This is a genomic window from Sinomonas terrae (genome assembly GCF_022539255.1).
Taxonomy (GTDB): Bacteria; Actinomycetota; Actinomycetes; order Actinomycetales; family Micrococcaceae; genus Sinomonas; species Sinomonas terrae.
Map to the genome: position 1 here is coordinate 503,576 of NZ_JAKZBV010000001.1, position 19,710 is coordinate 523,285.

A 19,710-nucleotide genomic window follows, 5' to 3' on the forward strand; every position below is an offset into this window, starting at 1 on the left:
CGCCCGACCCCAACTCCCTTTGACTCGATACCGACTGACGTAGCGGAGGCGCCCTGTGGTACCAGTCATCGCCCTGCATTATGCGGTGGCGGCTGGTGCGCCCTGGATCTTCCGGCGGTGGGGCCGCGCGTCGTTCCTCATCCTCGCGGCGGTGCCCGCGCTCTCCCTCGTCTGGCTCGTATTCCAACACGGCGCGGCCTACGGGAGCGGCTTCGTCGAGACGTACCCGTTCGTCCCGGCGCTGCACTTCGACGTCGCGTTCCGCATCGATCCGCTTGCCTGGGTCATGGAGCTGCTCGTCCTGGGCGTGGGCGCGCTAGTCCTCGCCTACTGTTCGCGGTACTTCAAGGACGACGACGACGGCCTCGGCGGATTCGGAGGCCAGCTCCTCGCGTTTGCCGGGACCATGTTCGGCCTCGTCGCTGCCGACGATCTCGTCTCTCTCTACGTCTTCTGGGAAATCACGAGCGTCCTCTCATTCCTCCTCATAGGCTTCGCGCGCACACGGCTCACGGCGCGGCGCTCCGCGGTCCAGGCGCTCATCGTGACGACGGCGGGCGGCCTCGCGATGCTCGTCGGGATCGTCCTGATCGGGACGGCGGCCGGCACTTACCGCATCTCCGAGATCCTCGCCAGGGCGGATCAATTGACGACGGCGCCCGGCACCTCGGGCGTGATCGCGGCGGGGGCGCTCTTGCTCCTCGTGGGCGCGTTGAGCAAGTCGGCGCTCGTCCCGTTCCATTTCTGGCTGCCTGCCGCGATGGCCGCACCGGCTCCGGTCTCGGCGTACCTGCACGCCGCCGCGATGGTCAAGGCAGGGGTCTACCTCGTGGCGAGGCTCGCGCCCGGCTTTGCGGACACGCCGTTCTGGCGGCCGGTCGTCCTCGGCCTGGGAGCGGCCACCCTTCTCGTCGGCGGCTACCGCGCCTTGCGCCAGACTGACATCAAGCTGCTCCTCGCGTTCGGCACGGTGAGCCAGCTCGGGTTCATGGTCGCCGTCGTCGGCCTCGGCACGCCCGAAGCGACGCTCGCGGGGCTCGCACTCGTCGTCGCCCACGCCCTGTTCAAGGCGGCGCTCTTCCTGATCGTCGGGATCGTCGACCACCAGACGGGAACGCGCGACATCCGCCAGCTCTCCGGCCTCTACCGCCACGCCCCACGGCTCACGGTCCTTGCGGTGCTCGCCGCGGCGTCCATGGCCGGGCTCCCGCTCTTCGGCGGCTTTGTCGCGAAGGAGAGCATCTTCGCGGCATTCACCGAGGCGTTCGGGGCGCACGGTCCCCTCTCGGCACTTGCGGGAGTCGCCGTGCTCGCGGCGCTTGTCGTTGGTTCCGCCCTCACCGTGGCGTACAGCGCGCGTTTTGTGTGGGGCACGTTCGCACGCAAGCCAGGTCTCCCTGACACTCACTTCAAGCCCGTCACCGCGCTGTTCGTCGCGGCGCCGCTGATTCTCGCAGTGCTCGGGCTCGTGTACGGGGTGTGGCCGGCCGCCGTCGATGCCTGGGTGAGCCCGTACGCGCACGCCGCGAGCCACCTCTCGGCCTGGCATGGCTTCGAACTGCCGCTCGCCCTGTCTGCTGCCGCGTGGGCCGGCGGTGCCCTGCTGTTCTGGGCGCGCGAGCCTGTCTACCGGCTCCAGGTCGCGCTCTCGGGACTGCCCGACGCCGAACGGGCCTACCGGGGCCTCGTCGGTGCCGTCGACGACGCTGCGATCTGGGTGACGGGCCGCACCCAGCGCGGTTCGCTCTTCTTCTACCTCGCAGTCATCCTCTCGGTCGCGACGCTCCTGCCGCTCGTCGTCATGCTCTTCACCCGCCCTGCCATTCCAAGCGGTACCTACTTCGTCGACCCGAAATCGCCGCTGCAGGCGGTCATCGGCGTCGGGATTGTGATCGGGGCGCTCGCCGCCGTCCGGGCCAACAAACGCTTCCTCGCTGTCCTCATGGTCTCCGTGACGGGCTACGGGATCGCACTCATCTTCGCGCTGCAGGGTGCGCCGGATCTCGCCATGACCCAGCTGCTTGTCGAGACGATCGTGCTCGTCGCGTTCGTGCTCGGCATGCGCCGGCTGCCAGCGCAGCTGCGCGGGCGAACCGGCGGGGCCTACCGCGTGACGCGTGTGATCATCGCCGTGCTGTTCGGCGCGGTCATCGTGTTCGCGGGGATGTTCGCCATGGGGGCGCGGACGGACGCGCCGATCTCGCTCCGGTTCCCCGAACTCGCCTACACCGAGGGCGGCGGGAACAACATCGTCAATGTCACGCTCGTCGACATCCGCGCATGGGACACCTTCGGCGAGATCTCAGTCCTCGTCCTCGCAGCCACGGGCATCGCGAGCCTCATCTTCATCAGCCACCGCGGGCGCCGACCCGGACCCACGCACGAGGTGGAGACGGGGAGCATCGGGCGCGTCCGCGGCGTCGACCCCACTTCGCGCGGCGGTGCGGAGCTCGCTGTTGCCCGGACGTTTGCCTCAGTCGAGCGCGATGCCTGGCTCGTGGCCGGCCGGACCCTCGCTCCCGAACGGCGATCCATCATCTTCGAGGTCATCACCCGGCTCGTGTTCCACAGCATGGTGCTCTTCTCGCTCTATCTCCTCATCGCGGGCCACAACGCGCCGGGGGGCGGGTTCGCGGGCGGACTCATCGCCGGCATCGCCCTGACGATCCGCTACCTCGCAGGGGGACGGTTCGAGCTGCACGAGGCCGCGCCGTTCAACCCTGGCATCCTCCTCGGCGCCGGGCTCGCGACGGCGGCGCTCTCTGCCGCGGTTCCCCTGCTGGTGGGCGGCCAGATCCTCCAGAGCGCGATCATCACCCTGTGGCTCCCCGTCTTCGGCGATGTGAAGTTCGTGACGTCGACGATCTTCGACGTCGGCGTGTACCTCATCGTCGTCGCCCTCGTGATCGACGTCCTGCGCAGCCTCGGCTCGCGGATTGACGAGCAGCTCGAGGACCAGGCGCACACCGAGGCTGCGCACGACCTCCGGAACCTGAGTGAGCGCGAGCAGGAGAGGGAGCGCGCATGAACCCCAACGTGACCCTGCTCATCATTTCCGGCGTGCTCTTCGCGTGCGGGATCTACCTCGTGCTCGAGCGGAGCCTCACGCGTGTGCTCCTCGGCCTCATGATGCTGACGAACGGCGCCAACCTCCTGCTCCTCACGACCTGCGGCTATGCGGGCCTCGCGCCGATCTTCGCCAAGGGCACGGACCCACGGGCCTACACGGATCCGCTCCCTGAGGCGTTCGTGCTGACCTCGATCGTCATCTCGTTCGCGGTGACGGGCTTCATGCTCGCCCTCGTCTACCGGACGTGGCAGCTCGGCCGCGGTGACGAGGTCGCCGACGACCTCGAGGACCGGCGCGTCGCGGCCCAGACCGGCTCGCAGCCGGAGGAGGACGCGATCCTCCCGGAGGACGTGAGCGAGTTCATGGACCGCGAGGAGGCGGCGGCAGCGGATCGGGCCGCGGTCCATAGCGCGCGCCAGAAGGTCATGGCGCGAGAGGCGGCCGTGCCGCTGGGCGCGGCTCATGATCCAGCACCCGACGGCGTAGCCCGCGACGGGGAGGACGCCGAGTGAATCTGGCCAGCCTGGCGCCGCTCGCCGTCGTCCTCCCCCTCTTCGGCGCGGCGGTGACGTTCGTGCTCCTGCGGCAGGAGCGCGCCCAGCGGATCGTGAGCATCGGCGTCGTCGCGCTCACCCTAGCGCTCGAGGTGACGCTGCTCGTCTCGGTGTGGGGCGGTGGGACCGTCGCGGTGCCGATCGGGGAGTGGGTTCCCCCGTGGGGCATCACGCTCGTCGTTGACCAGTTCTCCTCGCTCATGCTCGTGATTTCGAGCTCGGTGAGCCTCGCCGTCCTCATCTACGCGGTGTCCCAGGGCATTGCCGACGGCGACAAGGACGGCCCGATCTCCGTCTTCCACCCGAGCTTCCTCATCCTCATAGCGGGGGTCTCCGACGCGTTCCTCGCGGGCGACCTCTTCAACCTGTACGTCGGCTTCGAGATGCTCCTCACCGCGAGCTATGTCCTCCTCACCCTCGGCGGCACGACGGCGAGGATCCGCGCCGGGGTGACGTACGTCGTCGTCAGTGTGGTCTCGTCACTCCTGTTCCTCATCGCGATCGGGATGGTCTACGCCGCGACGGGCACCGTGAATATGGCCGACCTCGCGGTCAAGCTTGGGCACCTGAGCCCGGGCATGCAGCTACTCCTGCACGTCATGCTGCTCCTCGGGTTCGGGATCAAGGCCGCCGTTTTCCCCCTCTCGTTCTGGCTGCCGGACTCGTATCCCACCGCTCCCGCGCCGGTCACCGCGGTGTTCGCCGGCTTGCTCACGAAGGTGGGCGTGTACGCGATGGTGCGTACCGAGACGCTCCTGTTCCCCGAGGACCAGCTCAACGCGCCTCTCATGGTGGTCGCGCTCCTCACCATGGTCGTGGGCATTCTGGGCGCGCTCGCGCAGACGGACATCAAGCGCCTTCTGTCCTTCACCCTCGTGAGCCACATCGGGTACATGGTGTTCGGGCTTGCCATGAGTTCCGTGATCGGTCTCGCGTCCACGGTGTTCTACGTCATGCACCACATCACGGTGCAGACTTCCCTGTTCCTCGTCGCCGGGCTCATCGAACGCCGCGCGGGATCCGCCTCGATCGACCGGCTCGGCGGCCTCGCGAAGCTGTCCCCGCTGCTCGCCCTCCTCTATATCCTGCCAGCGATGAACCTCGCAGGCATCCCTCCGCTTTCCGGCTTCCTCGGGAAACTCGGTCTCATCCAGGCTGGCGTCGCGCTCGGCACCCCGCTCGCGCTCGCCGTCGTCGTCGCTGGCGTTGCGGTGAGCCTTCTGACGCTCCTTGCGCTCGCGCGCGTGTGGGCGCGCGCCTTCTGGCGGACGCCGGACGACGCCGAGAATCCCGACCGCGCGCTCCTCGCCCCCGCGCACGCCGGTTCGATGCCCCGCGCCATGGTCGGCGCGACGACGGGGCTTGTGGCCCTCGGCCTCCTGTTGACGGTTTTCGCGGGCCCGCTCTTCAGCGTGAGCCAGCAGGCCGCGAACGACATGCTCAACCGCACGCCGTACATCACGGCTGTGCTGGGACAGCAGGCGGCGCAGGAGGCCGCGCATCAGGCTGCGGAGGCGGGGGTGGCGCAGCCATGAGCCCGGTTCGTCGCATCTCGCTTCGCACGGAGCTGCCTCTGCTGGCGTGGCTCGTGATCGTCTGGGGTGCCCTGTGGCAGGACTTCAGCGTCGGGAACCTCGTGTTCGGGCTCGTGCTGGCCCTGCTGGTAACCCGGTTCCTGTATCTGCCGCCTGTTGAGCTCAACGGCCGATTCAACGTGTTCCATGCCCTGCGCTTCGCGTTCGTCTTCGTCTGGCACATCATCGACGCGAGTCTGAGGCTGCTGCTGCTCGCCCTCGTGGCGGGACCGAAGGCGAGCAGCGCCATCGTCGCCGTGCCCCTGCGGAGCCACAGCGATCTCATGGTCACCGCCACGGGCCACGTGATCTCGCTCATTCCCGGGTCCCTCATCGTGGACGTGGACCGCGCCAATGCGACGCTGTATGTCCACGGAATCGATGTTCCGGACGCCGCAGCCGCCGAGAAGCTGCGCCGCTCCGTGCTTGCCGCCGAGGCAGAACTCATCCGGATCATGGGGTCGCAGGAGGACCTGAAGGCGCTGCGGGACGAGGAGGCGATGCTCGTGTCGGGGCGGGGTCCGTCGGGAACAGACTCGTCGGGGCCCGGCTCCTCCTCCGCTGGAAGGCGGTCCGACTCGTGACGTTCCTCGACGGAAGTGTTCTCGCGTGCGGCGTGCTGCTCGCGCTCGCTGCGCTCGGTGCCGTCGTCCGGATGATCAAGGGGCCCGCGCTTCTCGATCGCGTGCTCGCGGCGGACGTGCTGCTCGTGGTCCTCGCGTCCGGCCTCATCGTCAATATGGCGGTCAGCAGGAACACCAACAATCTCGCCCTCGTCGTGGCGATCACGCTGATCGGCTTCGTCGGCTCGGTGACCGTGGCACGGTTCGTGCAGGACCGGAGGCGGCCATGAACTCCAATTCGATCGTCGACGTCGTGGCTGGCGTGCTCATGGTGCTAGGTGCGCTCATGTCGCTTGGCGCGGCTGTCGGCCTCCTTCGCTTCCCCGACCTGCTCACCCGGATGCACGCCGCAACGAAGCCCCAGGTGCTCGGGTCGCTGCTCCTGCTGACGGCGCTCGGGCTTGAGCTGCGTTCGTGGGCGCTCGTGCCGCTCCTTGTCGTCGCGTGGATCTTCCAACTGCTGACCGTCCCGGTGTCTGCGCACATGGTGGGGAGAGCCGGCTACCGGACCAAGCACGTCGACAAGGCGCGCCTCACCGTCGACGAGCTCGACGACGTCGTCGCGCGTGTCGAGCGGGCCGACGACGACGCGTAGGTCCCGGGAGGCGGGCCTCCCCAGTTTCTGTGGCCGGTTTCCCCAGTTAGTGTGGCCGGCTTCCCCAGCTCTTTGGCTGGTTTCGTGCCGGCTTCCCCAGTTCTGTGGCCGGTTTCGTGCCGGCTTCCCCAGTTCTGTGACCAGCTTCCCCAGTTTCCGCTCCGGCTTCCCCAACTTCTGCGCCGATGACGACGCCGCGGGCCCGGTTTTCCGCGGCTGACGGCCTTTACTCGAGCGAGTAGTTGGGGAGGACGGCGGAGAACCTGGGGAGGACGGCGGGGGAGTTGGGGAGGACGGCGGAGAATCTGGGGAGGCCGGTACGGAGCCCAGAAAGATCTCTCAGCCAACTTATCCACATAGCTAGGCTCCGGCGTCGTCCGGGCATGGTGAGGTTGGCACGATGGCTTGATGGCCGACGTTTTCGAGGTGCTCAGACGATGGGGCGGCGTCGCACGCCGCGGCGACCTCTTCAAGGACGGGATCACGCGGATGGAGGTGGAGGCTGCCCTGACAGCCGGCACGCTGGTGCGACCGCGGCGCGGTATCTACGCGGTGCCCGATGCCGACCCACTCCTCGTGCGATGTGCGGCCACTAGCTCTCGGCTCACCTGCGCATCGGCGGCGCGACATCACGGCTTCTGGGTGCTCCGGGAGCCGGACGAGGTCCACATCCTGAGGACGGATGGCCGGTACGACTCAGGACGAGCCGTCGTTCACCGACAGTCGTGGTGGCCACCCGAACCGCGAAGCCATGTGGCTTCTCGCGCCGACGTGCTGCTCCATGCGCTCCGGTGCCTTCCAGAACTCGAAGCGTTGGTGATGGTTGAGTCTGCCGTGCAACAGGGGTTCTCGCTTGACTTCCTTCTGGAACGACTTCAAGGACGGCGGAATGGGCCAGCCCGGAGAGTATTGGAAGCCGTCGAACCCGGTGCTGACTCCCTCCTCGAGACTCTCGCGAGGGAGCAGTTTCGGCGGGCCGGCCTGAGCGTTCAGACACAGGTCCAGGTAGAAGGGGTTGGCTGGATGGATGTGCTCGTCGAGGGCTTCGTCGACGTGGAGACCGATGGACAAGTCCACAACGAACCTCTCCAGCGCGCGAAGGATTACCGACGCGATCGGGCGGCGCAGCTTCGGGGATACGAAGTACTGCGTTACACGTACAGCGACATCGTCGAACGTCCTGAGGCGATGGTGGCAGAGGTGCGTGAAGTGGTTGCGAGGCGCCGGGCCCTCGGCGGACTCACAGCCGTCGGATGAGTCCGCGTCGTCGCCGAGTTCCCCAGCTTTCGGCGCCGTCTTGCCCAGCTTCTAAGCCGAACTCCCCAAGATCATCGGCGGGCTCCCCAACAGCTGACCCGAATTCCCCAGCTACTCATCCGACCTCCCCAACTTCAAGGCCGACGACGCCGCGCGTTCCCGAGAAGTCCCGGTCGCGAACGGTTGGGGCCAGCCAAAGGGTGGGGATTCCGGCGCGGAACGTGGGGAGCCCGGTTCGAGAGGTGGGGAAGCCGGTTCGAGAGGTGGGGGATCCGGCGTGGAAGGTGGGGAAGCCGGTTCGAGAAGTGGGGAGCCCGGTGCGTCCAAAGGCGAGTGGGGAGCCGGGCCCGGGAGCGGCGACGCCAGCCCGAGACCCGGCTCCAGCCCTAGCCCCGGCCCGGCCCGGCTCCAGCCCTAGACCTTCTCGGGCGAGTTGTTGAAGCGCGCAACCGCCTTCTGCGTGTACCGCTGAGTGAACACCTGCACCACGGCGCCGACGGCCGATGCGACGAGCGCGAACACGAGTGTGTCGCGGAGGCTGGCCTCGAGGTTTGTGGGGTCCTTCGGCGGCTTGTGCCCCGTCCCCTTCTCCCAAGCCTTGTCAAGGACCTTCGTCGCCACGAAGCCGGCTCCGATGCCGATTACCGTCCCGAGCATTTTGATGACCACAGTCACGTCCGTCTCTCCTTCGCGTTCGGTACAGTTCCGCAGCTAGCCAGAGCTTTCCCGCTCAGCCTAGCGGTAGACTGGCTCCACTTCATACGACAGGGGAGCGCCGTGCCGCCGGGCCAACCGGGGGCAGAGGGCGCTGAGAGTGCGGACCACCGCAGACCCTCGAACCTGCTCCGGCTAATACCGGCGAAGGGAGTCGAGTTCTCAGGCAGTCGCACTGCCGCCCCTCCTGATCCCAGGGGGAGAAAACTATGAGCACCACCATCAAGAAGCGCACCGCATCCTGGCGGGTCGTAGACATCGTCGTCGCCGCCGTCGTGTCCGTGGCGTGCGGCGTCATCTTCTGGCTGTGGGACCAGGCTTACGCCGGGGTCGAAGTCGCCACTGCCGCCTTCGCACCCCTCAGCGGCCTCTACTCGGGCGGTTGGCTGCTGGCCGGCGTCCTGGGCGGCCTCATCATCCGGAAACCGGGGGCGGCACTGTTCTGCGAGATCCTCGCGGCCGTCGTCGAGGCGCTCCTCGGCTCCCAGTTCGGCGTCACGGTCCTCCTTTCGGGCCTCGTCCAAGGCCTTGGGGCCGAGGTCGCGTTCGCGATCTTCGCGTACCGCCGTTGGAACCTGGGCGTCGCGCTGCTGGCCGGTGGCCTGTCCGGCCTGGCTCTCGGCGTGAGTGAGGTCATCCAGTTCTTCCCGGCCTGGGAGTTCGGCTGGCAGGTCGCGTACACGGTGTTCGCCGTGATCTCGGGCATTGTGATCGCAGGCCTCCTGAGCTGGCTCGCGGTCAAGGCGCTCGCGAAGACGGGAGCCCTTTCCGCCTTCGCATCGGGGCGCGCCGCGGACGTCTGAGATGCCCCACCTCCCTTCCGGCCCGGCCCGGGTCTGCGCGAGCGGTTGGGGTTGGCGTCACGCGGGCCGCAAGGCCTTCGCCGTGAGCGGCGTCGACCTGGATATTTCTCCCGGCGAGCGGGTCCTGCTGCTCGGCGCGTCCGGCGCCGGCAAATCGACCCTTCTGCACGCGCTCGCGGGCGTGGTCGGGGCCGCCGAAGAGGGCGAGGAGCGGGGCGAGCTCAGGGTCGACGGCGTCCCCGCACCTGCCGCACGGGGACGTGCCGGCCTCGTGCTTCAGGATCCGGACGGCCAGATCGCGATGGCCCGCGTGGGCGACGAGGTCGCGTTCGGCTGTGAGAACCTCGCCGTGCCCCGCGACGAGATCTGGCCGCGAGTGCATCGGGCGCTCGACGACGTCGGCCTCGACGTCCCCCTCGACCGATCGACCGCCGCGCTCTCCGGCGGGCAGAAGCAGCGTCTCGCCCTCGCCTGCGTCCTCGCGATGGAGCCGGGCTTGGTGCTCCTCGACGAGCCGACCGCGAACCTTGACCCCGAGGGCGTCGAGGAAGTCCGTGAGGCCGTGCGGCGCAGTCTCGACCGCACTGGGGCGACGCTCGTCGTCGTCGAACACCGTGTCTCGGTGTGGGCGGAGCTTGTGGACCGCGTCGTCGTCCTCGGCGCGGGAGGCGGACTCCTTGCGGACGGCTCGCCCGAGCGTGTGCTCGGCGATGCAGACGTACGACGGCGACTGGCCGCCGCGGGCGTGTGGGTCCCCGGCTGGCATCCGCTCACCGGAGAGCTCGCCCCGCGTGCCCTCCGAGGCGAGGCCTCTGCCGGCGAGGCCTCTCCCGGCGAGGACGGCCATGCCGAGCTCCTCAGTGCTCAGGGCCTCGCGGTCGGGCGATCCCCGAAGTCGACGCCCGTCGTCGGCGGGATCGACCTCGTGCTCCGCGCGGGGCGGGCCGCGAGCGTGACCGGGCCCAACGGGGCTGGGAAGTCGACCCTAGCCCTCACGCTCGCTGGCCTGCTGCCTGCCGTCGGGGGCCACCTCGAGGCGCTCCCGGCGCTCGCCCGCGGGGCCGGGACGAGCCCTCACCGCTGGCGCTCGAGCGAGCTCGTGAGCCGGATCGGCACCGTGTTCCAAGAACCAGAGCACCAGTTCCTCACACCCCGCGTGCTGGATGAGCTCGAGTTCGGCCCGCGCAGGGTGGCGCGGAGGCCGGAAAAGGAGGTGCGGGCGCTGGTCGACGGACTCCTCGAGCGGCTCCGCCTCGAGCGGCTTGCCGAGGCGAATCCGTTCACGCTCTCGGGCGGCGAGAAGCGCCGCCTCTCCGTGGCCACGATGCTCGCGACCGAGCCGAGCCTGCTCGTGCTCGACGAGCCGACGTTCGGGCAGGACGCGCTCACATGGGCCGAACTCGTCCGACTCCTCGCGGAACTGCTCGAACAGGGCACATCGCTTCTCGCCGTGACCCACGACGAGGACTTCACCAACGCCCTCTCCGACACGGTGTACCGGGTGGACGGTGGCCGGGCGGCCCGGGTGGAGGCGGTCGCATGATCTCGCGGGTCTCCACCCGCTGGGCCCGGCAGGATTGGGCGGACCCCGCATGAGCGTCGACATCCTCACGCCAGAGCTCGCGAACTCCGTCCTCACCCGCGCCAACCCCGTCGCAAAGCTGGCCGCGGCGCTCTGCATCACCATCACGCTGCTGCTGAGTGTCGACTGGGTTTCGGCCTCGGTGGCGCTGGTGTGCGAGCTGTTCATGCTGCCCCTGCTAGGCGTGCGTCCTGTGACGTTCCTCCGCCGTACCTGGCCCCTCGCCGCCGCAGCAGCGGTCGCGGCGTACTCGACCGCCCTGCTCGGTGCGAAGCTCGGTCCGGTCTGGCTTCAGATCGGCCCGGCGGTCTTCACCGAGCACTCAGTGCTGACCGGCATTGCGATCGGCCTTCGCGGCCTCGCCGTCGCGCTCCCCGGCGTCTTCCTCCTGTTCTCCACCGATCCCACGGACCTCGCCGACGGTCTCGCACAGAAGCTCCGCCTTCCCGCACGATTCGTGCTCGGTGCGCTCGCGGGGATGCGCCTCGTAGGCCTCCTCGTCGACGAGTGGCGGACGCTCGGCCTGGCTCGGCGGGCCAGAGGGGTTGGGAGCGGCCACAGCCCGATTGCGCGGTTCAAGGCGTTCCTCGGGCAGGCGTTCGCGCTGCTCGTCCAAGCCATCCGGCGCGCGACGCGGCTCGCGGTCGCGATGGAGGCGCGCGGCTTCGGCGGAACGGTGGACGGCCGGCCAGCCCCGCGCACGTGGGCGCGCGAGTCGAGCTACTCGCGCCTCGACGCCTGGGTGCTCGCCGCCGGCGCCGGCGTCGCCGCGCTCTCGGTGGGGGCCGCCGTCGTGCTCGGAACGTGGAATGTGGTGTGGGGCTGAACTGGGGCGCAGCGCCTCTGGCGCGCCGACGCGGGTGAGTGGGATCGTAGCCGCGGGGAGGAACCGCGAACGAAGGAGTGAGCGATGGTTGAGATCGTCGGTTCGTTCTCGAGCTTCAGCGTGGACGATATTCCGAAGGCCCGCGAGTTCTACGCCGAGACCCTCGGCTTCAAGATCGAGGAGGTCATGGGCGGCCTCCGGATGACGCTCCCCGGTGGCGGCCAGGTGTTCGCCTACCCCAAGCCGGACCACGTGCCCGCGAGCCACACCGTGCTGAACCTCGTGGTCGCCAACGTGGACGACGCCGTCCGCTCGCTTCATGAGAAGGGCGTCCGGACAGATCACTATCCGAGCAGCGAGCAGATGCCATTGGATGAGAACGGAATCCTGCGTGACCGAGAGGGCGGAGAGGGCCGCGGAATCGCGTGGTTCAAGGATCCGGCCGGCAATGTTCTCTCAGTCGTGACCGATTAGTGACAGGATCTTTATCTCATGGTATGACGCTTTTGCGGTCTAGACCGGTCGGACGCGTCCAATGGTGTGTCGATTTGCAGTCGGCTATCGCATAGGTGATATTTTGGCTTTATGGCACAACAGACTGCTGAGACCGTCGGCGCGATCCTGCGCGGAGTGCGCAGCGACAGGGGATGGACGCAGGGGCAACTGGCTGCCGAGCTAGGGACGAGCCAGAGCGCCATTGCCCGGATGGAGCAGGGCAAGCAGAACCTGAGCCTCAAAATGCTCCAGCGCATCGAGGACATCCTCGGGCAGCGAATCCTGAATATCGGCCCGTCCAAGATGACGCACCTGCGGGTCGAGGGCGGCCGCCGCCTCTCCGGAGCCGTCGACGTCAACACGTCCAAGAACGCCGGCGTCGCGCTCCTGTGCGCGAGCCTCATCAACCGCGGCACCACGACGCTTCGCAACCTTGCCCGCATCGAGGAGGTCAACCGCATCGTCGAGGTGCTGACCTCGATCGGCGTCGAGTGCACGTGGCTCCCCGGTGCCCCCGGCGCCCAGCCGCGCGACCTCCAGATCCGCCGTCCTGCCAAGCTGAGCCTCGAGGCCATGGACGTCGAGGCCGCCCGCCGTACCCGGAGCGTCATCATGCTGCTCGGGCCCCTGCTCGACGAGCGCAGCGAATACAAGCTCCCGTACGCCGGCGGCTGCGATCTCGGCACCCGCACGGTCGAACCGCACATGCAGGCGCTCCGCACCTTCGGCCTCGACGTCGAGGCCTCGAACGGCTTCTACTCCGTCAGAGCGCCGGAGGCGGACCAGCACGACCGCACCTTCGTCCTCGCCGAACGAGGCGACACCGTCACGGAGAACGCGATCATGGCCGCCGCGCATCGCGAGGGCCTCACGGTGATCCGCAACGCCTCGCCGAACTACATGGTCCAGGACCTGTGCTTCTACCTTCAGAGCCTCGGCGTCGAGATCGATGGCATCGGGACGACGACGCTGCGGATCCGCGGCCGCTCGCGCATCGAGCAGAACATCGACTACTTCCCGTCGGAAGATCCGATCGAGGCGATGAGCCTCATCACGGCGGCGATCGTCACGAACTCCGAGGTGACGGTTCGGCGCGTGCCGATCGAGTTCATGGAGATCGAGCTCGCCACTCTCATGCAGATGGGCCAGAAGCTCGAGATCTCGGGCGAGTACATGGCCCGCAACGGCCGCACCCGGCTCGTCAACGTCACGACGCTGCCCTCCGAGCTCGTCGCGCCGACGGACAAGATCCACCCGATGCCGTTCCCCGGGCTCAACATCGACAACCTGCCGTTCTTCGCCGTCATTGCGGCCAACGCGACGGGGCAGACCCTCATCCACGACTGGGTCTACGAGAACCGGGCCATCTACCTCACGGAGCTCAACCGTCTCGGCGGGCAGGTCCAGCTCCTCGACCCGCACCGCATCTACGTCAACGGCCCCACCAAGTGGCGTGCCGCCGAGGTCGGGTGCCCGCCCGCGCTTCGGCCCGCCGCGTGCATCCTGCTGGCCATGCTCGCCGCGCGCGGCACGAGCGAACTCCGCAACATCTACGTGATCGAGCGCGGCTACCAGGACCTCGCCGAGCGCCTCAACTCCATCGGCGCCCGGATCGAGTACTTCCAAGACTGACCGGCGGCGGCCCGCCCGAACCCGGCGCGCCCAAACCTCCCGGTTGCGCCGTCACGTCCGCAGGGTAGTGACCCTGCGGAAGTGACGGCGCAACGGGATGTTGAGGAGAATCGGGCTCATGAAGGCGATCATGTACAACCGCACGGGGGACTCCTCGGTGCTCGAACTCCGCGAGCGCGAGATCCCCGAGCCGGGAGACGGAGAGGTGCGCGTGCGCATCGCCGTCTCGGGCGTCAACCCCACGGACTGGAAGGCCCGGGCCGGCGGCACGTATGGCAAGCTCGAGGGCTGGCACGTTCCGAATCAGGACGGCGCTGGGGTGGTCGACGCCGTGGGGCCGGGTGCCGAGGGGTTCGAACCCGGGCAGCGGGTCTGGCTCTGGGACGTCGCGTACGGCGGTTCGGAGGGGACGGCCCAGGAGTACGTCGTGGTGCCCGGCGAGAAGGCGGTCCCGCTTCCTGACGGCGAGACGTTCGACGCCGGAGCTTCAGTCGGGATCCCGGCCCTCACCGCGCACCGGGCACTCACCGCAAGCGAGCACGGTCCGGCCCAGCTCGCTCCGGGAGCGCTCGAGGGCCAGACGATCCTCGTCACGGGTGGCGCTGGAGCGGTGGGCCACGCCGCGATCCAGCTCGCAAAGTGGGCTGGGGCGACCGTCATTGCGACAGTGAGCGGGGAAGCGAAGGCCGATCTCGCGCGGAAGGCGGGTGCCGCCGTCGTCCTCAATTACCGCGAGCAGGACGTCGCCGAGGAAGTCCACAAGGTCGCTGAGAAGGGCGTCGATCTGATCGTCGACGTGAACGCCGCGGCCAACCTCGAATCCGACCTCAAGGCCCTCAAGAACGGCGGGACGATCTCGATCTACGCCTCGTCCAAGAATGACGAGGTCCTGCAGGTCCCCGTGCGGCCCAGCATGAGCAAGAACGTGCGCTTCCAGTTCATCCTCACCTACACGGTGACCGACGAACAGAAGCAGGCCGCGGTCTCGGCCGTCTCTGCGGCTCTCGCCGACGGCGCGCTGCCGGTCGGTGCCGAGCACGGGCTTCCGCTGACCCGCTTCCCGCTCGAAGAGACTGCTGCGGCGCACGACGCCGTGCAGGAGGGATCCGTGGGCAAGGTCCTCATCGACGTCGCGGGGGAGGGCGTCGGAGAGGCCCCGGTGGGCTGACTTCCGCGTTTGACGGGCGCCTCCCGCGGATGGACCCGCAGGAGGCGCCGGTGAACACGGGTCAGGCCGCGGCGAGCTCCGTCATCGACTCGAGGGCGTCCCACGCGAAGCTCGCGAGCCAGTGGGTCGACATGAAGTCGTCGCTGCTGAGGGCCGCGAGCCCGGCACGCAGAAGCGGCTCGAGCGCTCCCGCGAGCACGGGCTCGGTCGCCGAAGCGGCCGACGCACCCTTGAGCGCCTGCACGATCCGCGCGATCTGGCCTGCGCGGCTGAGGTTGAGGCCGTGGAGGTGCACCATGTACCCGTCGGACTCGTCGGTCACGCCAACGACCGAGAGCATCCGCGAATCGGCCCGCAGCCCCGGCAGGAACCGCTCAAGCCACGCCGCGAACTCGTCGGCCGGGAGCACGCGCTGCATGAGGTCGGCCTCGCTGAGCCCGGCCGAGAGGAAGTCCTGGCCGCTGAGCTCCCACTCGCTCGCCCAGCCCGCGTCAGACCCGAACCAGCCCCGCGCCGCTGCCTCGCACGCCTCCACGGCGTCCGTCCGGCCGAGCGAGCGGAACGCGTCGAGCAGGAAGGCGACGCCGAAGGCTGAGTTCGTGTGCAGCCCGTGCCGCACGGGGTACTCGGCCTTCGCGAGCCACTCCTTGACCAGTCGGGCGACGACGTCGACGCACCCCTCGAGATTGCGTCCCCAGCCTTGGATCTCCTCGTCCGGGGAGGCAGCGCAAGCAGCCGCGAGACGGACGAGCCAGGCCCAACCGTACGGCCGCTCCCACGACGGGTTCGCCGCGAGATACTCGGCCTCGACGGCGAGCTTCTCCGCCGTGAGGTTCTCGCCCAAGGCGGCCCGCAGCTGAGCCGCGGTCGCAGCGTCGAGGCCGCGTCCGCCGTCGTCCGCTGCGCCGGCGTTGCCCACACCCAGCACGGAGTTCAGCACGCTCACGCCCAGCCAGTGCATGTGGACGCACGAGTGCCAGTCGAACGACGTGTAGAACGAGGGGTGCAGCTCGGAGGGCGTCGGGCGGTCGTCGGGCGAACTCTGGGTGTGGTGCGCCGAGTACGGGTACGCGCGGCCCAGGTTGTCGAGGACGACGCCGGCGCAGTGCTCGGCGGCGGAGGGGAAGAGGTCGAGTTCCATTCAGGTGCTCCTAGAAGGCGAGGAAGTACATGAGGGCGGTGTTGACGACGAGGAGCGGGAAGGCCGTGCCGAGCTGCGCCCCGATGACGCCGTACTTGTTCTTCATTTCCAGGAGAGCCGAGGGGACGAGGTTGAAGTTCGCCGCCATCGGGGTGCAGAGCGTGCCGCAGAATCCGGCGAGCATGCCGATCGCGAAGACGATCGGCGGGTTGCCGTGGAACTGCTGGACGAGCACGGGCCAGCCGATGGCTGCCGTCATGATCGGGAAGGCCGCGAAGCCGTTGCCCATGAGCACCGTGAACACGAACATGCCCACGCAGTACACAATGACGGCCGCGAGAAGCGAGCCCTTCGGCATGACGCCCGTGGCGAGCGTGCTCACCGCGGTGCCCACGCCGGCCTTCGTGAAGAGGATCCCGAGCGTCGAGAGCATCTGGGGGAGGAGCGCTGCCCAGCCGATGGATTCGAGGATGCGGCGGCTTTCGAACACCGGCGTGAGCGGGTGCTTGGGCCGGAGGATGAGGAGGGCGACGACGGCGGCCGCGACCGCGCCGATGGCCAAGGCCACGAGGGTCGTGTTCTTCGGGTCGAGGATCGGGGTCTTGCCGATGTTGAGCACGGGCGCGAGCAGCACGAGGATGACCGTGACGATCGGCAGCGTGAGGGCCGGGATGAAGAGCTTGTTCCCGAAGCGCGCGGCGAAGGCCTCGCGCTGTTCACCGCTCGACGTCTTGGCCCTGCCGTCCGCGAGCTGCCCGGACGCGGCGAGCGCCACGAGCACGAGGACGGCGATCCCGAGGATCCAGCCGGGCGCAGTGCCGGCCTGGACCCACGTGCCGTAGAAGAAGCACAGGCCGAGCAGGCCCCAGAAGGCGGAGCTTCCCCAGCGGCGGGGATGATTCGGGTCGCGCACGATGAGCGCGGCCCACGCGATGAACAGGATTCCGATGAACCAGTAGACGGCTTCGACGTTGATCACTTGGCTTCTCCTGCAACCGCGGGTTCCGTGGCCTCGAGCTTGCGGTATTCCTTGTCGAGCTGCTTGTCCAGCCGAAGGAGCCGGAAGCCGTGGATGAGGAACGCCGCGATCGCGCTGGGGATGGCCCAGAGGGCGAGCTGGAGAGGCTCGAGATGGAGGTGGTACGTCGTGTCGACGAAGGTCGTGATGAGCAGGATCGAGCCGACGGCGACGAAGACGTCCTCGCCGAAGAAGACGCCCACGTTGTCCGCGCCGGCCGAGTGCCCCTTGATGCGCTCCTTGATGTGCTCGGGAACGTGGCCGTAGCGGCGCAGCGCCGCGCCCTCGGCCATCGGGAAGACCAGCGGGCGCACGGTCTGCGCGTGGCCGCCGATGCTGTTGAGGCCGACCGCGGCCGTGATCTGCCGCACGGCGAGGTAGCCGAGGAGCACGCGGCCGGCGGTGAGCTTCGCGAGCTTGCCGATGAGGGTCTTGGCCTGCTCTTGGAGGCCGAAGAACTCGATGATGCCGACGACGGGCAGCACCGCCACGAAGATCGTGACCGAGCGGCTGCTGGCGAAGCCGCTGCCGAATGCGTCGAGGATCTGGACTGGGTTGAGGCCCCCGAGGAGGGCGGTGACGATGCCGGCGACCGTGACGACGACAAGTGGGTTCAGGCGGATGGCGAAGCCAACAATCACCAGAAGAACCCCGATAAGTACGAGCATGATGATCCGTTCCGGAGGGAGTGCTGTCCTGGGAAGGGGGTGCGCCGAAATGGCGTGTGATCTAAAGCATATCCTTTTGTTCAACAATCAGGCAAGAGCTTGTTGAACAATCGCCGTTCTCGCACTGTGCGCGGCAGTTCCCGACCTTCTTTCGCCACGCAAAAGAGTGCACGACGGCGTGGCGCGCGGCGTGTCGCAGAAAACGGCGTTGAAAGAAGGTCGGGAACGGGCGGCGCAAGAGCGAGAAGGGGGCGCGGCGAGGAACGGGCGGCGCACGAACCAGACAGGGGCGCGGCGAGGGACGGTTGCGCGTGAGGTCGGGTGTCAGGCCCCGACAGCGGCCAGGAGTTGGCGTTCGGCCCGGTCGAGGTAGTCGGCCATGAGCTCCGCGGCCTCGGCGGGGTTGCCGGCCTCGAGGAGCTCGACGATCCGGGCGTTGTCCTCGACATACGGCGCGTGGAACCGCGGATCGGAGCCCATGGTCGCGAACACGAGGCGCATCTCGGCGAGGATCTGCTCCATGAGGCTGTCGAGGCGCTCGCTCCCGGCGCGGGCGACGAGCGCCCGGTGGAACTCCTGGTTCGCGTTCGCCATCGCAGGCACGTCCCCGACTTCGGCGGCCTTCCGGGCTTGGCGCACGATCTTCCCCAAGTGCTGGGTCGGGCCAGAGGGCGACCACAGGAGCGACGCCGGCTCGACGAGCCGGCGGGCACGGTAGATCTCGCGGATGTCGTCCGGTGTGGGGTGGGAGACGAAGACACCGCGATTGGGGATGCGGGTGACGACGCGCTCGGCGTGCAGCGTCGCGAACGCCTCGCGCAGGGTGTTGCGGGATACGCCGAGCGCCTCGCGCAGGGCCTCTTCGGCGAGTTTGGCGCCGGGGGCAAGGTCGCCGTCGGCGATCCGCTGGCGAAGCTGTGCGGCGACCCAGGTGCTCGTCTCGGCGTGCTTCGTGCTCCGCGCCTGCGCACGCAGACTGGCCAGAACCCCCTCGGATGTCATGGCTCCACCCTAATGGCGGTCAGGGGTGTGGCCCCCGATCACAGCTCGGCGGGCTTCCACGCCCGTCCGGCCTCGATGAGGATCTTCCGCATGGCTGTCCCGGCTGGAGTGAGCCGCTCCCCCCGCCGGTGGGCCAGCACGATGCGCCGGGACGGCGGCTTCGGCGAGACGACCCTGAGGACCCGGGTGTCATTCCGGAGGCTGTAGAGCGAGAGTCTGGGCACCAGGGCGATGCCCATGCCGACGGCGACCATGGCCTGCGCTTCCTGGTAGCTGCGGGCTTCGAAGGTGACGATCGGGTCGAATCCGGCCGCCTCGCAGGCTGTCTGGAGCAGGGCGAGGACGTTGGGCGAGGTCCGGATGATCCATGGCTCGTGCCTGAGCTCGTCCATCCGGACCGTTGACCGGTCGGCGAGTGGATGGCCGGCGGGCACGAGGAGGACGTTCGGGTCGCGGAAGATCAGCTCGCTGCTCAGGCCGGTCGCAGAGGTGCCGTCGGAGCCGTCTCGGTCCCAGGTGATCGCCAGCTCGATCTCCCTCGCCTCGAGCAGATGTTCCAGACCCGAGAGCTGGGCGCTGTGGATCCGCAGGTCTACGCCCGGGTGGCGCTCCCGGAAGGCCGAGATCGCCGTGGGAAGGAATGACTCGGTGACTGTCGGGATCGTCCCGAGCCGGAGCCTGCCCGAGTTGAGCCCGGCGAGGTCGCGCAGCTCCTCGTGCGCGGCGGAGACGATCCGCTCGATCTTCTCGGCGTGGCGTACGACGGCGTTCCCCGCCTCGGTCAGGGTCACGCCCCTTGGGCGGCGCTCGATGAGGGGTTGGCCCGCCTCGTCCTCCAGCTGGCCGACCTGCTGCGAGACAGCGGAGACCGTGTAGTTGAGGGCCGCGGCCGCCGCCGTCAAAGAGCCTGTCCGGGCGACTTCGACCAGCACGAGCATGCGCCTGATGTCCATTCCCATGCGTCGATCCTACAGCATAGCTAAAGGAG

General features: G+C 68.7%; 19 protein-coding genes and 1 riboswitch. Of the genes, 13 read left to right on the forward strand and 6 right to left on the reverse strand.

What is annotated here, in order from left to right; translation table 11 throughout:
- Positions 1–55 precede the first annotated feature (55 nt).
- From L0M17_RS02385 to L0M17_RS02415, 7 genes are all read left to right on the forward strand, one after another.
- The gene (locus L0M17_RS02385) at positions 56–3,028 is read left to right on the forward strand and encodes a Na+/H+ antiporter subunit A (RefSeq protein WP_241050864.1); all 2,973 of its coding nucleotides are present in this window, start codon (positions 56–58) and stop codon (positions 3,026–3,028) included.
- Entirely contained in the window at positions 3,025–3,582 is a 558-nt protein-coding gene (locus tag L0M17_RS02390) for a Na(+)/H(+) antiporter subunit C (RefSeq protein WP_241050866.1), read from the forward strand. Before L0M17_RS02385 ends, L0M17_RS02390 begins: the two co-directional genes overlap by 4 nt.
- Entirely contained in the window at positions 3,579–5,159 is a 1,581-nt protein-coding gene (locus L0M17_RS02395; protein ID WP_241050868.1) for a Na+/H+ antiporter subunit D, read from the forward strand. Before L0M17_RS02390 ends, L0M17_RS02395 begins: the two co-directional genes overlap by 4 nt.
- Positions 5,156–5,782, forward strand: a complete 627-nt coding sequence (locus tag L0M17_RS02400; RefSeq protein WP_241050870.1) for a Na+/H+ antiporter subunit E — start codon at positions 5,156–5,158, stop codon at positions 5,780–5,782. The genes L0M17_RS02395 and L0M17_RS02400 overlap by 4 nt, the downstream gene beginning before the upstream one ends.
- Positions 5,779–6,051 (forward strand): MrpF/PhaF family protein, encoded by a 273-nt coding sequence (locus L0M17_RS02405; RefSeq protein ID WP_241050872.1) that lies wholly within the window; start codon positions 5,779–5,781, stop codon positions 6,049–6,051. Before L0M17_RS02400 ends, L0M17_RS02405 begins: the two co-directional genes overlap by 4 nt.
- Positions 6,048–6,416, forward strand: coding sequence for a monovalent cation/H(+) antiporter subunit G (gene mnhG, locus L0M17_RS02410; protein ID WP_241050874.1), 369 nt, complete (start codon positions 6,048–6,050; stop codon positions 6,414–6,416). The genes L0M17_RS02405 and mnhG overlap by 4 nt, the downstream gene beginning before the upstream one ends.
- A gap of 408 nt (positions 6,417–6,824) precedes the next feature.
- Entirely contained in the window at positions 6,825–7,673 is an 849-nt protein-coding gene (locus L0M17_RS02415; RefSeq protein ID WP_241050876.1) for a type IV toxin-antitoxin system AbiEi family antitoxin domain-containing protein, read from the forward strand.
- Positions 7,674–8,087: 414 nt separating this feature from the next.
- Here L0M17_RS02415 and L0M17_RS02420 read toward each other — a convergent pair whose 3' ends face one another.
- A complete protein-coding gene (locus tag L0M17_RS02420; protein ID WP_241050879.1) occupies positions 8,088–8,348 on the reverse strand; it encodes a DUF4235 domain-containing protein in 261 nt (86 codons plus the stop codon).
- Positions 8,349–8,429: 81 nt separating this feature from the next.
- A riboswitch (TPP riboswitch) is annotated at positions 8,430–8,557 on the forward strand.
- A gap of 39 nt (positions 8,558–8,596) precedes the next feature.
- On the opposite strand from L0M17_RS02420, the gene L0M17_RS02425 reads away from it, so the two are divergent.
- From L0M17_RS02425 to L0M17_RS02450, 6 genes are all read left to right on the forward strand, one after another.
- A complete protein-coding gene (locus L0M17_RS02425) occupies positions 8,597–9,190 on the forward strand; it encodes an ECF transporter S component (protein WP_241050881.1) in 594 nt (197 codons plus the stop codon).
- Between the two features lies 1 nt (position 9,191).
- Positions 9,192–10,733 carry an ABC transporter ATP-binding protein gene (locus tag L0M17_RS02430; protein WP_241050883.1) on the forward strand — a complete coding sequence of 514 codons (1,542 nt, stop codon included), beginning with the start codon at positions 9,192–9,194 and terminating at the stop codon, positions 10,731–10,733.
- Between the two features lie 49 nt (positions 10,734–10,782).
- Complete coding sequence (locus L0M17_RS02435; RefSeq protein WP_241050885.1) at positions 10,783–11,598, forward strand: energy-coupling factor transporter transmembrane component T family protein; 816 nt, start codon at positions 10,783–10,785, stop codon at positions 11,596–11,598.
- A gap of 84 nt (positions 11,599–11,682) precedes the next feature.
- Positions 11,683–12,072: a VOC family protein gene (locus tag L0M17_RS02440; protein WP_241050887.1), complete on the forward strand. Its 390-nt coding sequence runs from the start codon at positions 11,683–11,685 to the stop codon at positions 12,070–12,072.
- A 111-nt stretch (positions 12,073–12,183) separates the two neighbouring features.
- The gene (locus L0M17_RS02445; RefSeq protein WP_241050889.1) at positions 12,184–13,725 is read left to right on the forward strand and encodes a UDP-N-acetylglucosamine 1-carboxyvinyltransferase; all 1,542 of its coding nucleotides are present in this window, start codon (positions 12,184–12,186) and stop codon (positions 13,723–13,725) included.
- A 118-nt stretch (positions 13,726–13,843) separates the two neighbouring features.
- Positions 13,844–14,893: an NADPH:quinone reductase gene (locus L0M17_RS02450; protein ID WP_241050891.1), complete on the forward strand. Its 1,050-nt coding sequence runs from the start codon at positions 13,844–13,846 to the stop codon at positions 14,891–14,893.
- A 61-nt stretch (positions 14,894–14,954) separates the two neighbouring features.
- On the opposite strand, the gene L0M17_RS02455 is transcribed toward L0M17_RS02450, so the two are convergent.
- From L0M17_RS02455 to L0M17_RS02475, 5 genes are all read right to left on the reverse strand, one after another.
- Positions 14,955–16,034, reverse strand: coding sequence for a DUF2891 family protein (locus tag L0M17_RS02455; RefSeq protein ID WP_241050893.1), 1,080 nt, complete (start codon positions 16,032–16,034; stop codon positions 14,955–14,957).
- Between the two features lie 10 nt (positions 16,035–16,044).
- Entirely contained in the window at positions 16,045–17,013 is a 969-nt protein-coding gene (locus L0M17_RS02460) for a DUF979 domain-containing protein (protein WP_241050895.1), read from the reverse strand.
- Positions 17,010–17,720 carry a DUF969 domain-containing protein gene (locus L0M17_RS02465; RefSeq protein ID WP_241050897.1) on the reverse strand — a complete coding sequence of 237 codons (711 nt, stop codon included), beginning with the start codon at positions 17,718–17,720 and terminating at the stop codon, positions 17,010–17,012. The genes L0M17_RS02460 and L0M17_RS02465 overlap by 4 nt, the downstream gene beginning before the upstream one ends.
- Positions 17,721–18,044: 324 nt before the next feature.
- Positions 18,045–18,722, reverse strand: coding sequence for a GntR family transcriptional regulator (locus L0M17_RS02470; RefSeq protein WP_241050899.1), 678 nt, complete (start codon positions 18,720–18,722; stop codon positions 18,045–18,047).
- 38 nt (positions 18,723–18,760) lie between these two features.
- Positions 18,761–19,681 (reverse strand): LysR family transcriptional regulator, encoded by a 921-nt coding sequence (locus tag L0M17_RS02475; RefSeq protein WP_241050901.1) that lies wholly within the window; start codon positions 19,679–19,681, stop codon positions 18,761–18,763.
- Between the last annotated feature and the right edge of the window lie 29 nt (positions 19,682–19,710).

Bases quoted from the DNA above. Each gene is read 5' to 3' on its own strand.
- L0M17_RS02390 (WP_241050866.1), top strand. From the start codon at position 3,025: ATGAACCCCAACGTGACCCTGCTCATCATTTCCGGCGTGCTCTTCGCG.
- L0M17_RS02400 (WP_241050870.1), top strand. From the start codon at position 5,156: ATGAGCCCGGTTCGTCGCATCTCGCTTCGCACGGAGCTGCCTCTGCTG.
- mnhG (WP_241050874.1), top strand. From the start codon at position 6,048: ATGAACTCCAATTCGATCGTCGACGTCGTGGCTGGCGTGCTCATGGTG.
- L0M17_RS02415 (WP_241050876.1), top strand. From the start codon at position 6,825: ATGGCCGACGTTTTCGAGGTGCTCAGACGATGGGGCGGCGTCGCACGC.
- L0M17_RS02425 (WP_241050881.1), top strand. From the start codon at position 8,597: ATGAGCACCACCATCAAGAAGCGCACCGCATCCTGGCGGGTCGTAGAC.
- L0M17_RS02430 (WP_241050883.1), top strand. From the start codon at position 9,192: ATGCCCCACCTCCCTTCCGGCCCGGCCCGGGTCTGCGCGAGCGGTTGG.
- L0M17_RS02435 (WP_241050885.1), top strand. From the start codon at position 10,783: ATGAGCGTCGACATCCTCACGCCAGAGCTCGCGAACTCCGTCCTCACC.
- L0M17_RS02440 (WP_241050887.1), top strand. From the start codon at position 11,683: ATGGTTGAGATCGTCGGTTCGTTCTCGAGCTTCAGCGTGGACGATATT.
- L0M17_RS02445 (WP_241050889.1), top strand. From the start codon at position 12,184: ATGGCACAACAGACTGCTGAGACCGTCGGCGCGATCCTGCGCGGAGTG.
- L0M17_RS02450 (WP_241050891.1), top strand. From the start codon at position 13,844: ATGAAGGCGATCATGTACAACCGCACGGGGGACTCCTCGGTGCTCGAA.
- L0M17_RS02455 (WP_241050893.1), bottom strand. From the start codon at position 16,034: ATGGAACTCGACCTCTTCCCCTCCGCCGCCGAGCACTGCGCCGGCGTC.
- L0M17_RS02465 (WP_241050897.1), bottom strand. From the start codon at position 17,720: ATGCTCGTACTTATCGGGGTTCTTCTGGTGATTGTTGGCTTCGCCATC.
- L0M17_RS02470 (WP_241050899.1), bottom strand. From the start codon at position 18,722: ATGACATCCGAGGGGGTTCTGGCCAGTCTGCGTGCGCAGGCGCGGAGC.
- L0M17_RS02475 (WP_241050901.1), bottom strand. From the start codon at position 19,681: ATGGGAATGGACATCAGGCGCATGCTCGTGCTGGTCGAAGTCGCCCGG.